This is a genomic window from Frankia sp. AiPs1, from assembly GCF_023716945.1.
Taxonomy (GTDB): domain Bacteria; phylum Actinomycetota; class Actinomycetes; order Frankiales; family Frankiaceae; genus Frankia.
Genome location: NZ_JAMQQF010000155.1, coordinates 1 through 11,923, shown reverse-complemented (window position 1 = coordinate 11,923; position 11,923 = coordinate 1). Strand labels below are relative to the sequence as shown.

Genomic DNA, 11,923 nt, shown 5'->3' with positions numbered 1-11,923 from the left:
GGGCGGTGGCGGTCACGGTGACGGCGGCCGGGTCGAATCCGCCCCGGTGCAACGGCGCCACCAGCGCGGCGGTGGTGCGGCCGGCGACCAGCCCCGGCAGCAGCTCGGCCCGCGCCGCCTTGTCGCTCAGGCCCCCCAGCGCCGTGGCGCCGAGAATGATCGAACCGAGCAGCGGCCCGCACACAAGTGCCCGACCCAGCTCCTCGATCACCACCGCCTGAGAGACCAGCCCGTCGCCGACGCCGTCGTACTCCTCGTCCGTGGCGAGGCCGAGCACACCGAGCTCCTCGCCGAGCCGGGACCAGACGGCGGGATCGTGGCCGAGCGGCGACGCCATCAGCCGCCGGACTTCCTCCTGCGGACTGACCTCCGCGGCGAACGCGCGTACCGTCCGACGCAGCTCGACCTGCTCAGCGGACCAGGCGAACTCCGAGCTCATGGGCCCTCCTCGCGCGGGGCGGAAAGCAGTGGGTGAGGTCACGTGGTGTGGCATCCGTCACCGACTCAAACAGGTTGTGTGGCGCGCGGTCAATTAATTGCGGTGGGTGGTCGGATTTCGTGCGACAGGCAGCTGTCCTGCGGGGACGTCTCGCCGTCGGTTGGAGGCGGCGCGATCCGACCTCGGTCACCGGGATGTCGCCGGCGGTTGCCGGACTCGTGCGTTGCAGACTCGGGTGCGCCGACGAGGGCCGGCCGGGGATGACCCTGCTGGAGATGACCCGACTGGAGGGGACACCGGATGGCTCTGCACGGGAAGGCGAGTGGGGCGCAGGCGGAGCAGATGGTCGACGTGCGGCCGCAGCTGGTCCGGCCGGGTGAGGACGCGGTCGTCCCCCGGTTCCGAATACCGCAGGAGTCGATCTCGCCCGAGACCGCCTACCAGATCGTCCATGACGAGCTGATGCTCGACGGCAACGCGCGGCTGAACCTGGCGACGTTCGTGACCACCTGGATGGACCCCCAGGCCGATCGGCTGATGGCCGAGTGCGCGCCGAAGAACATGATCGACAAGGATGAGTACCCGCAGACGGCGGAGCTGGAAAAGCGCTGCGTCAACATTCTCGCGGACCTGTGGCACGCCCCCGACTCGGAGCATGCGGTCGGCTGTTCGACCACCGGCTCCTCCGAGGCGTGCATGCTCGCCGGCCTGGCGCTGCTGCGGTGCTGGCGGGCTCGGCGACAGGCGGCGGGCGCTCCGGCCGACCGGCCCAACCTCGTCATGGGCGCCAACGTCCAGGTGTGCTGGGACAAGTTCGCCCGCTACTGGGACGTGGAGCCACGGCTGGTTCCGATGGCCCCGGGCCGCACCCATCTGACTGCCGACGAGGCCGCCGCGCGCTGCGACGAGAACACGATCGGTGTCGTGGCGATCCTCGGCTCGACGTTCGACGGCAGCTACGAGCCGGTCGCCGAGATCGCCGCCGCGCTCGACCAGTTGGCCGCCGGCGGTGGCCCGGACGTGCCGGTGCACGTCGACGGCGCGTCCGGCGGGTTCGTCGCCCCATTCTGCGACCCCGAGTTGATCTGGGACTTCCAGCTTGACCGGGTTGTGTCGATCAACGCGTCGGGGCACAAGTACGGGCTGGTCTACCCGGGGGTCGGCTGGGTGCTGTGGCGCGACCGCGCCCATCTGCCGGCCGAGCTCGTGTTCGAGGTGGACTACCTCGGCGGGACGATGCCGACGTTCTCGCTGAACTTCTCCCGCCCCGGGGCCCAGGTCGTCGCCCAGTACTACACGCTGCTCCAGTTGGGCTTCGCCGGCTATCGCCGGGTGGCCCAGGCGTGCCGGGACAACGCCCGGTGGCTCGCCGACGAGGTGGCCCGGATGGGTCCCTTCGAACTCGTCTCCGACGGCAGCGGGATTCCCGCGTTCGCGTTCCGGCTGCGCGACGAGATCACCGAGTACACCGTCTTCGACGTCTCCGAGCTGCTGCGCACCCGCGGCTGGCTGGTGCCCGCCTACCGGTTCCCGCCGGACCTGACCGATCTCGCCGTGCTGCGGATCGTGGTACGCCACGAGTTCAGCCGCGATCTCGCCGGGCTGCTCGTCGCCGACCTGCGCCGGGTCGTGGACAGGCTGACCGGCGCCGGGCGGCCCCTCCCGCCGCCCCCGCCGGACGGCGAGGCGGCGTCCTTCCACCACTGACGGCCTCGCACGGCGGCGGTGTGATCAGGGAGCGGCGGTGAGGACGGGGCGCAGGGCGTCGAGGACGGTGGCGTCCTCGATGGTCGGCGGGACGGCGGGGGAGCGGCCGTCGGCGATCTCGCGCATGGTCCGGCGCAGGATCTTGCCGGAGCGGGTCTTGGGCAGGGCCGCCACCACGTCGACCCGCTGGAACGCCGCCACCGGCCCGATCTCCGCGCGGACGCGGGCGACCAGTTCCGCGGCGAGGGCGTCCGGCCCGATGTCGACTCCGGTCTTCAGCACCACCAGCCCGCGCGGCACCTGGCCCTTCACCGCGTCCGCGACGCCGACGACGGCGCATTCGGCCACGGCCGGATGCGCGGCGAGGACGGCCTCCATCGAGCCGGTGGACAGCCGGTGCCCGGCCACGTTGATCACGTCGTCGGTGCGGCCCAGCACGAACAGGTACCCGTCGGCGTCGAGGTAGCCGCCGTCGCCGGTCAGGTAGTACCCGTCGAAGGCGGACAGGTAGGACGCGACGTACCGATCGTCGTCCGCCCACAGCGTCGGCAGGGCGCCGGGCGGCAGCGGCAGGCGCAGGCAGATTGCGCCCTCCGTGCCGGCGGGGACGGGCTGGCCCGCCGGGTCCAGCACCCGCACGTCGTAGCCCGGCATCGCCACGGTGGGGGAGCCCGCCCGGGCGGGCAGCGGCTCCAGGCCGATCGGGTTGGCGCAGATGGGCCAGCCCGTCTCCGTCTGCCAGTAGTTGTCGATCACCGGGATGCCCAGGGTCGCGACGGCCCAGTCGTAGGTGGCCGGGTCGAGCCGTTCGCCGGCCAGGAACAGCGCGCGCAGCGACGAGCGGTCGTACCCGCGGATCAGGGCGCCCGCCGGGTCCTCCTTCTTGATCGCCCGGATCGCCGTCGGCGCGGTGAACAGCACGTTGACCCCGTGCTCGGCGACCACCCGCCAGAAGGCGCCGGCGTCCGGTGTGCCCACCGGTTTGCCTTCGTAGAGCACGGTCGCCGCGCCGGCGAGCAGCGGGGCGTAGACCGCGTACGAGTGCCCGACCGCCCAGCCCACGTCGGAGGCCGCCCACATGACGTCCCCCGCCCGGACCCCGTAGATGTTGCCCATCGACCAGGCCAGGGCGACGGCGTGGCCGCCGTTGTCGCGCACGATCCCCTTCGGCCGGCCGGTGGTGCCCGACGTGTAGAGGATGTAGAGCGGGTCGGTGGCGGCGACCGGCACGGGCGGGCGCGGCGTGGCCGCGGCCAGCGACGCTTCCCAGTCGTGGTCCCGGCCGGCGACCATCGAGCAGCGCTGCCGGTCTCGCTGGACGATGAGGGTCGCGGCGGGAGCGTGGGCGGCCAGCGCGATCGCCTCGTCGAGAATTGGCTTGTACGGCACCAGCCGCGTCGGCTCGATGCCGCAGGAGGCGCTGACGACGACCTTCGCCTGAGCGTCGTCCATCCGGGCGGCGAGTTCGGCCGCCGCGAACCCGCCGAAGACCACCGAGTGCACCGCGCCGAGCCGGGCGCAGGCCAGCATGCTCACCACCGCCGCGGGGATCATCGGCAGGTAGATGATGACCCGGTCGCCGTGGCCGACCCCGAGCGCGGCCAGCGCCCCGGCGGCGCGCGCCACCTCGTCGGTCAGCTCGGCGAAGGTGAAGCGGCGGATCGTGTCGGTGACCGGCGAGTCGTAGATCAGCGCGAGTGCGTCGCCCCGGCCCGCGGCGACGTGCCGGTCGAGGGCATTGGCGCAGGTGTTGAGCTCGGCGTCGGGAAACCAGCGGGTGAACGGCGCGTCGGCGGCGTCGAGGATCCGCCGCGGCGGCCGGGTCCAGTCGAGTGCCTGCGCGGCGTCCGCCCAGAATCCCTCGGGATCGTTCGCGGCCCGGTCGTACTCCCGCTGGTATGCGCCCATGGGCCTCATCCTCCCGCGCCCGGCGACCGCCGGAACGCATTCCCGGCACCCCGGTCGCCGACCGTCCAGCGCGGCACCACCAGGCGTGCCAGGCGTGCCGGGTGCGGCCCTGGCCCGCCGTCGCTGACCATGACTTCGGCCCAGCTGGTGGTGTTACGTTCCGCGCAAAAGAGAACCTAGACAGGGAGAGCAGTCATGACCAGACCGTTGGAGGGCGTCCGGGTCCTCGACTTCTCCGAGCACGGCTTCGTGCCGTCGGCCGCGGCGGCGCTCGGTGACTTCGGCGCGGATGTGGTCAAGATCGAGCGGCTGGCCGGCGACGCCATGCGCCGGATCATCGCCAGCGGCATGGTGGCCACGAAGGACGGCTACGACTTCCAGTTCGAGCTGTTCAACCGCAACAAGCGCGGCATCGCCTTAGATGTTGAGCAGCCCGCGGGCCGCGAGATCTTCGAGAAACTCGTGCGCTGGGCCGAGGTGTACATCACCAACCAGCTTCCCCGCGTCCGCCGCAAGCTGCGCACCGAACCGGCCGACGTCTTCGCGCTCAACCCGACCATCGTGTACGCCCGCGGGCACGGTCAGGGGCAGCGCGGGCCAGACGCGGAGGCCGGCGGGTTCGACGGCGTCTCGTACTGGGCGCGCGGCGGCGTTGCCCACGTCCTGACCGACGCGGACGCGGCGCGCCCGACCAAGCAGCGCCCGGCCCTCGGCGACGGCCCGAGTGGAATGTTTCTCGCCGGCGGCATCTGCGCCGGGCTCGTCCACGTGGGGCGGACCGGCAAGGGCATCGTGGTCGACACCTCCCTGCTCGGCTCGGCGGCCTGGACGCTCGGGCCAGACCTGGCCTACACGACCCTGGCCGGCGGGCAGATGCCGATGGCGGCCGACGAGCAGATCTCGCCGCTCGTGCGCCAGTACCGGACCGCCGACGGCCGGTGGGTGTCCCTGATGATGATCGACGAGGCACGCTACTGGGAGCAGGCCTGCCGGGCTCTCGGCCTGGACGATCTCGTCGCCCGCTTCCCCGACCCGGCCTCGCGCAAGGCCGGCTGGCCGGTGATCCACGAGCGGATCAACGCGGTCATCACCACGCTCGGCCACGCCGAGGTGGACGCGAAGCTGCGCGCCCAGGGCTGCATCTTCTCGTTCTTCGCGACCCCGATGGAGGTCGTCGCCGACCCGGCGGTCGTCGAGAACGGCTATCTCATGGCGCACCCCGAGCATCCCGACGTCCGGCTCGCGGCCGCTCCGGTGCAGTTCGACGACGAACTGCCGGCGGCCCGGCGCGCTGGACCGACCCTGGGTCAACATTCCCGCGAGGTCCTCACCGAACTCGGCTATGGCGAGACGGAGATCCGCCGCCTGCTCGACGACAAGGTCATCGTCGAGCCCTGAGTCCGACGGCCGGCACCGGTGGCGGCCGGTGGCGCGTGGCCCGGGCCGGGATGCGCCGACCAGGGCGTGGGTACGCCCTGGTCACAGGCGTTCCGTGCGACCGATGGCCACCCGGGTCGACGATCCCAGCCGGGTCGACGATCCCGCCGCGGGCCCGAACCGTGTCCCCGTCGTTGCCTCCGGGCGGCGTCCCGCCAGGCGACCAGCAAAAACTGTCGGTGGTGGGGTCCAGGGTGGTGGCACGGTTCGCAGCACTCGAAGGAGTCACCATGCCCACGCGAGACAACATCCCGGCCGGCGCCCCCTGTTGGGTCGACCTGATGACCTCCGACGCCGCCGGCGCCAAGGTCTTCTACGGCGAGCTGTTCGGTTGGGGGGCCGAGGAGCCCGCCGCCGAGTTCGGCGGCTACACCAACCTCACGAAGGACGGCGTCCGCGTCGGCGGCCTGATGCCCAAGCAGCCGGGGATGGACGCACCCGACGGCTGGTCGGTCTACCTGTCCACGCCCGACGCGGAGAAGACCGTCGCCGCCGCGACCGAGCACGGCGGTGGGGTGATCGTCGGGCCGATGGCCGTGGCCGACCTCGGTGTCATGGCCGTGGTGACCGACCCGGGCGGCGCGGCCGTCGGCCTGTGGCAGCCCGGCTCGCACAGCGGCTTCGGGGTCGCCGCCGAGCCGGGCGCGCCGGGCTGGTTCGAGCTGCTCACCCGGGAGTACGACGCCGCGGTCCCCTTCTACCGTGATGTCTTCGGCTGGGATGTCCACGTCGCCGCCGACACCCCGGAGTTCCGTTACTCGACCTACGGGCCGGGCGACGCCGCGCACGCCGGGATCATGGACGCGAGCGGTTTCCTGCCGGACGGCGTGCCGGCGCACTGGTCGGTGTACTTCGCCACGGCGGACACGGACGCGGCGCTCGAACGGGTCGCTGCGCTCGGCGGCTCGGTCGTCCTGCCGGCCGAGGACACCCCGTACGGCCGCCTCGCCGCGGCCGCCGACCCCACCGGCGCCGTGTTCAAGCTGCTCGGGCCCAACGTCACCACGCCCGCCGCGAGCTGAGCCTGCCGCGTACCGAGTCTGCGCTCCGCACCGGGCCCGCTGCCACGTCCCCGTGACCGGCCAGTTCTAGGCGGTGGCCGGCTCGGCGTGCAGCAGGCCGGCGAGGACCGAGCCGGCGTGGCGGATGCCCGCGTCGTCGACGTCGAGGTGGGTGACGATCCGCAGGGTGGTCGGGCCGGTCGCGCCGATCAGCACGCCCTGCTCCGCGGCGCGGCGAGTGAACCGTCCGGCGTCGGCGACCTTGACGAGGACCATGTTGGTCTCGACCTGCTTGGGATCCACGTGGTCGGGCGCGGCGTCGGCGAGCAGCGCGGCGAGCTCGCCCGCCCGCCGGTGATCCTCGGCGAGGCGTTCGATGTGGTGGTGCAGCGCGTGCAGGCCCGCCGCGGCCAGCACGCCGGACTGGCGCATCGCCCCGCCGAGCCGACGGCGCCAGTTCCGGACCTCGTCGACCCGACCGGCGTCGCAGATCACCAGCGACCCGACCGGGGCACCGAGCCCCTTGGACAGGCAGACGGACAGGGTCGTGAACGGTTCCGCGAGCCGGCGTGGTTCGACGGCGCCGGCCACGGCCGCGTTCCACAGCCGGGCGCCGTCGCAGTGCAGCGCGATCCCGGCGGCGGTGGCGAGGTCGCCCAACTGGTCCAGCCGTGCCGGCGCCCAGACCCGCCCGCCTGCCCTCGCGGCCGTGTTCTCCACGGCCAGCACGCTCGTGCGGACCATGCTGTAGTTGCCGCCGACGCCGTAGTCCCCGCCGACGCTGTGCGAGCGGATCGCCGCGGCGACGTCCGCCAGGTCCGCGGTGTCAACCAGCCCGGGCAGCGTGCGGGTCTGGATTCCGCCGAGCGAGGCCAGGCCGCCCATCTCGTAGGTCACGATGTGCGCCTCGGTGTCGGCGATGACCTCGGTGCCGACCTGGGCGCTGGCGCGCAGGGCGACGAAGTTGCCCATGGTCCCGCTCGGCACGAACACGGCCGCTTCGTGGCCGAGCAGGTCCGCGGCGTACTCCTCCAGGGCCCGCACCGAAGGGTCCTCGCCGTAGTGGTCGTCGCCGACCTCGGCCTGCGCCATCGCCTTACGCATCGCCGTGGTCGGCCGGGTCACCGTGTCGCTGCGCAGATCGACCGGCTCGGCCGGCCTGGCCACCGGTCGACCCGCCGACCGCGAGGCTGACGCGGCGCTCTGGTCGCCACCGCCCGCCGCGTCGTCCGTGGGATTGCCGTCACGGGAAGCGTCGATGGTCACGATTGGCGATGGTAATGGCCTACGCCCGCCCTGCCGGCGCGTCCGGCTAGCTCGGCACGCTCGGCCGGACGCTGCTCGACACCCTCAGGCGCCGGTCAGCAGCGGGGCCAGCCGTTCGAGCTGGTCGACGGCCGCCGGGAGGTCCGCGGCGAACGGGTGCACGAGCACGTGGTCGGCGCCGGCGGCCAGGTGGGCGGCCAGCCGGGCCGCCACGGTGGCCTCGTCTCCCCAGGCGAGGATGTCGTCGACGAGCCGGTCGCTGCGTCCGCCGGACAGGTCCGCGTCGTCGTAGCCGAGGCGCCGGTAGTTCCTGGTGTACGGGGACTCCGCGGTCACCGCCCCGGCGTTGAAGATGGCGCGTAGTTGTCCCCGAGCAGTCGCCGGGTCGGCCTCGAGTGCCACGGCCTGATGCGGGATGACGAGCCGGTCCGGGCCGACGGCGGCGCGGGCCGCGGCGGTGTGCGCCACCGGCTGCAGGAACGGGTGCACCCCGTCGGCGTGGTCGCGGGCGAGCCGGTGGGCGCGCGGGCCCAGGGCGGCGAGTACCCGCGGGTAGCGCGGCGCGGGTAGGAGCCAGGCCGCGACGTCGTCCACCGCCCGCAGGTAGTCGCCGAGCGCGGTCAGCGGGCGTGACCCCTGCTGCCCGCCGAGCCCGAGCACGAACCGGTCCGGGTACGCCTCGGCGAGGGTGGCGGCCCCGGTGTGCATGGCGGCCGGCTCGCGGACGGTCACGTTGGCGATGCCGGTGCCGACGACGATCCGCTCGGTCGCGGCCAGCATCAGGCCGTGCTGGGTGAACGCCTCCCGGCCGCTGACCGGAGCGCCGGCCGGCGGTTCGGCGCCCCACAGCGAGCCGTAGCCCAGGCGCTCGATGCGGTCGAACTGGCGGCGCTGGACCGCCACCGGCGTGGCGAGCAGGGTGGCCGCGGCCAGCCACACGCCGTACCGGCCGAGCCGCCGGCGCGTCTCGGCGACCACCCGCGCCGTGCTCACCGCCCCGGCCGTCGTCGCCCGCGTACCCGCCGTGCCTGCCCTCGTGGCCCGCGTGCCCGCCGTCGTCACCGTCTCCACGTCCACTGCCGTCACGACCCGCTCCCTCATCTGCTGCCGAGCTAACCGGAGGCTGCCTCCGGTCGGTGATGCACCACCATAGTGGAGGTAGGCTCCGGTTGGCCACGTGGGGGCGACACCGGACCGGGGGTGGGAGCGTGGGTGGTGCGAGCGGGACGCGCACCATGCGCGCCGACGCCCGCCGCAACTACGAGCGGCTGCTGGCCGAGGCCCGTGTGGCCTTCGCCGAGCACGGCACCGGCGCCTCCCTGGAGGACATCGCCCGCCGCGCCGGCGTGGGCACGGGCACCCTCTACCGGCACTTCCCGGCCCGGGAGGCGCTGCTGGAGGCCGTGCTGCGCGAGGAGTTCCAGCGCCTGACCGCATCCGCCGGCGAGGTGGCGGCCGCCCGGCCCGCCGCTCCCGCGCTGCTCGCCTGGCTGCGTGAACTCGTCGCGTTCAACGGCACCTACCGCGGGCTCACCGCGGCCCTCATCCAGACCCTGCTCGACCCCGCGAGCGAGCTGCACGCCGCCTGCGAGGCGATGCGCACCGCCGGCGGCGACCTGCTCCGCGCCGCCCAGCAGGCGGGGCAGATCCGGCCTGACGTGACCGTCCTCGAGTTGTTCACCCTGGTCAGCGGGCTGTCCTGGGCGCATGAGCAGACCTCCGCGGCCCTGCCCGGCAGCCTCGCCCCCGACCGCCTGCTGCACCTGACCGTCGAGGGTCTGGCTCTCCACCCCACGCCGGCCGACCCCACGCCGGCCGACCCCACGCCGGCCGACCCCACGCCGGCCGACGCCGGGCGGTAGGCACCCGAGGCCGCGCAGCCTCGTCATCCCGTCTCCGCTTCATCGTCAACATCGCGCTGTCGTCGATCAAGACGGACCTGGATGCCAGGTCAGCGTCGCTCGCCGTCGCCGTCGTCGCCGGCCTGGGGCTCACTCCACGCGCCGAGGTGCGGGATCAGCCGCCGAACAGGCTGGCCGAGTCCACGGTCCGGTAGTCGGTCGCCCTGGTGCCCTTGACGGTGGCGACGACGGAGCCCGTCGAGCACAGCGCCTTCAGGTTCGGGATGGCGGTGCCGTCGCAGGTGAACGTCAGGCCGTCGCCGGCTGGCAGGACCACGTCCTTGGCGGCTTTGAGCGTGCTGGTCACGGAGGCGGGGGTGACGTCCCCGGTGAGGCCCTTGAGCGCGCGGACGAGGCCCAGCAGGTTCTGGTAGCCGGTCACCGCGTAGCCGTCGAGGGCCGTCTTCGGCGCGTACTTGCCCATCACGGTGCGGTAGAGCCGAGACTCGGCGTTGTCGCCTTCGGTGTCGCCCGGGGTGAACAGCGTCGCGGCGTCCAACGCGCCGGGGGCGGCGTCCTCGACGGTCTTCGACAGGCACGGCTGGATGACGAACTTCGGCTGGGTGGCGTTGACCGCGACCAGGCCCTTGAGCACCGTGCTGCAGAAGGTCCCCTCCCCGACGAGGATCACCGCGCCGGGCTTCTTGTTGATCGCCGCGGTGACCTGGGAGGTGGCATCCGGCGTGCCGACCGGGATCGGGACGATGTCGAGGCCGACGCCGGCCTTGGCGAAGACCGGCTTGCCCAGGGCGTTCGCGCCGGCGGTCACCGCAGGGGCGTCGGTGACGAACAGGGAGACGCTCTTGTAGCCCTTGTCCTTCGCGGTCTGCGCCATGACACCGAGCGTTGCGGGGAAGCCGCCGGTCCAGGAGAAGGCGCCGTCGGTGACGAACTCGGCGCCGCTGGCCGCCACGCCGGTCGTGTAGGGGATCTTGGCGCCGGTGATGACCGGGACCATCGAGTCGGCGAAGGCCGTGGTGCCGATGTTCACGGCGGTGACCTTCTGTTCGACCATCTCGTTGGCGCAGGTCCGGGCGGAGGCCGCGTCCTCCTGCGACTTGCAGACGACGAGCTGGACGGGTCGCCCGCCGATGCCGCCGAGGTAGTCGTTGGCGTAGGCGGCGGCGGCCTGGGCGCCCTCGCGGACCTCGGGTAGCGAGATCGCGCTGCCACCCTCCGCGGTGATGAAGCCGATCTTCACTGGCGCGCCGGCCGCCTTCGTGCCCGGCGGCAGCGTCGTGGTCGAGCCGGCCGGCGAAGCCGTGGCTCCGCCACCGCCCGCCCCGGCGCCCCCGCCCGTACTGCCGCCGTCACTGCCGCACGCGGCCGGTAACAAGCCCAGGCCGACGGCCAGGAGCGCCGCTCCCACCCGCGCCCGGCGCGGACTCCTCCCCCACACACCCGTGCTACCCACAGCCCCTCCATCTCGTCCACACGCGGCCCGTCGGACGGGCTTGGCGGTGAGAGCCGGGTATGTTACCCAGCTCACATGGTGAGCTATGTTATCCAGGTCACAGATCTGGTCAAGGGGGGTTGGCCGTCGACGGATCACCCGGCGGGGGCGCCGTCCTCCAGGTACACCGGCAGGAGCGGGGCGGCCAGGCATGCGGCGATCCGACGGGCCAGGCGCGCCGCGGCCCGCTCGGCGACCTCGGCGGGAGTGCAGTACCGGGCCGAGCGGATCTCCTCGGCCTGCAGGACGAACGCGTCCACCGGGATCGGCGGACCGTCCACGGCGAACAGGAACCGCAGCGCGTCCGCCCCGCTCGGGGCGACGGCGAGATGGTCGACGCAGATCAGCCGCCCGACCGGCAGGTCAAGCCCGAGTTCCTCACCAAGCTCCCGCTGCGCGGTTTGCCGCGGCGACTCGCCGGGCTCGGCGATCCCACCGGGGACCTCCCAGTTCGGCTTGTACGTCGGCTCCACCAGCAGGACGCTCCCGGCGGCGTCGAACAGCAGGCAGCCGGCCGCCACCGCCTTCCTCGACCGGGCCACGTAGTCGTCGAGCAACGCCGTCATGGCCGGCACGTTACCGGTGGCGGGCGGGCCAGCCGGCCGCGTTCGAGGACGACGAGATGGTCGGCGCGGGCCGCCAGGCGCAGGTCGTGGGTGATCACCAGAACGGTCCGGTCGGCGGCGAGCCGGCGCAGGGCGCGCAGCAGCGGCTCGGCCGCGGCGTCGTCGAGCCCCGCCGTCGGCTCGTCGAGGACCAGGACGGGGGAGTCCCGCAGCAGTCCCCGCGCGAGCGTCACCCGCCGTCGCTG

10 protein-coding genes and 1 pseudogene are annotated in these 11,923 nt (G+C 73.4%); 4 read left to right on the top strand and 7 right to left on the bottom strand.

Annotated elements, in window-relative coordinates; all coding sequences use genetic code 11:
- Positions 1-439: acyl-CoA dehydrogenase family protein (locus ND748_RS15510; protein WP_251746515.1), on the bottom strand; the 439-nt coding region annotated here is incomplete at its 3' end.
- Between the two features lie 300 nt (positions 440-739).
- Here ND748_RS15510 and ND748_RS15505 point away from each other — a divergent pair.
- Positions 740-2,146 (top strand): glutamate decarboxylase, encoded by a 1,407-nt coding sequence (locus ND748_RS15505; RefSeq protein WP_251746514.1) that lies wholly within the window; start codon positions 740-742, stop codon positions 2,144-2,146.
- 24 nt (positions 2,147-2,170) lie between these two features.
- On the opposite strand, the gene ND748_RS15500 is transcribed toward ND748_RS15505, so the two are convergent.
- Entirely contained in the window at positions 2,171-4,054 is a 1,884-nt protein-coding gene (locus tag ND748_RS15500; protein ID WP_251746513.1) for an AMP-binding protein, read from the bottom strand.
- 195 nt (positions 4,055-4,249) lie between these two features.
- Between ND748_RS15500 and ND748_RS15495 the strand changes: the two genes are divergently transcribed.
- Together ND748_RS15495 and ND748_RS15490 are read left to right on the top strand one after the other, a co-directional pair.
- Complete coding sequence (locus tag ND748_RS15495) at positions 4,250-5,452, top strand: CaiB/BaiF CoA-transferase family protein (protein ID WP_251746512.1); 1,203 nt, start codon at positions 4,250-4,252, stop codon at positions 5,450-5,452.
- 269 nt (positions 5,453-5,721) lie between these two features.
- Positions 5,722-6,513 carry a VOC family protein gene (locus tag ND748_RS15490; protein WP_251746511.1) on the top strand — a complete coding sequence of 264 codons (792 nt, stop codon included), beginning with the start codon at positions 5,722-5,724 and terminating at the stop codon, positions 6,511-6,513.
- A gap of 66 nt (positions 6,514-6,579) precedes the next feature.
- Here ND748_RS15490 and ND748_RS15485 read toward each other — a convergent pair whose 3' ends face one another.
- Positions 6,580-7,659 carry a GntG family PLP-dependent aldolase gene (locus tag ND748_RS15485; RefSeq protein ID WP_308205643.1) on the bottom strand — a complete coding sequence of 360 codons (1,080 nt, stop codon included), beginning with the start codon at positions 7,657-7,659 and terminating at the stop codon, positions 6,580-6,582.
- 183 nt (positions 7,660-7,842) lie between these two features.
- Positions 7,843-8,736 carry a TIGR03620 family F420-dependent LLM class oxidoreductase gene (locus ND748_RS15480; RefSeq protein WP_374215933.1) on the bottom strand — a complete coding sequence of 298 codons (894 nt, stop codon included), beginning with the start codon at positions 8,734-8,736 and terminating at the stop codon, positions 7,843-7,845.
- A 257-nt stretch (positions 8,737-8,993) separates the two neighbouring features.
- Here ND748_RS15480 and ND748_RS15475 point away from each other — a divergent pair, with 257 nt between their 5' ends.
- Positions 8,994-9,620 carry a TetR/AcrR family transcriptional regulator gene (locus tag ND748_RS15475; RefSeq protein WP_251746516.1) on the top strand — a complete coding sequence of 209 codons (627 nt, stop codon included), beginning with the start codon at positions 8,994-8,996 and terminating at the stop codon, positions 9,618-9,620.
- Positions 9,621-9,774: 154 nt separating this feature from the next.
- Here the strand turns inward: ND748_RS15475 and ND748_RS15470 are convergent, their stop codons facing one another.
- The 3 genes and pseudogenes from ND748_RS15470 to ND748_RS15460 form a co-directional block, all read right to left on the bottom strand.
- Positions 9,775-11,073: an ABC transporter substrate-binding protein gene (locus ND748_RS15470; RefSeq protein ID WP_251746508.1), complete on the bottom strand. Its 1,299-nt coding sequence runs from the start codon at positions 11,071-11,073 to the stop codon at positions 9,775-9,777.
- A 134-nt stretch (positions 11,074-11,207) separates the two neighbouring features.
- A complete protein-coding gene (locus tag ND748_RS15465; RefSeq protein ID WP_251746507.1) occupies positions 11,208-11,678 on the bottom strand; it encodes an NUDIX hydrolase in 471 nt (156 codons plus the stop codon).
- Positions 11,675-11,923, bottom strand: a pseudogene (locus ND748_RS15460) (ABC transporter ATP-binding protein); the annotation flags it as partial. The gene ND748_RS15465 and the pseudogene ND748_RS15460, both read right to left, overlap by 4 nt.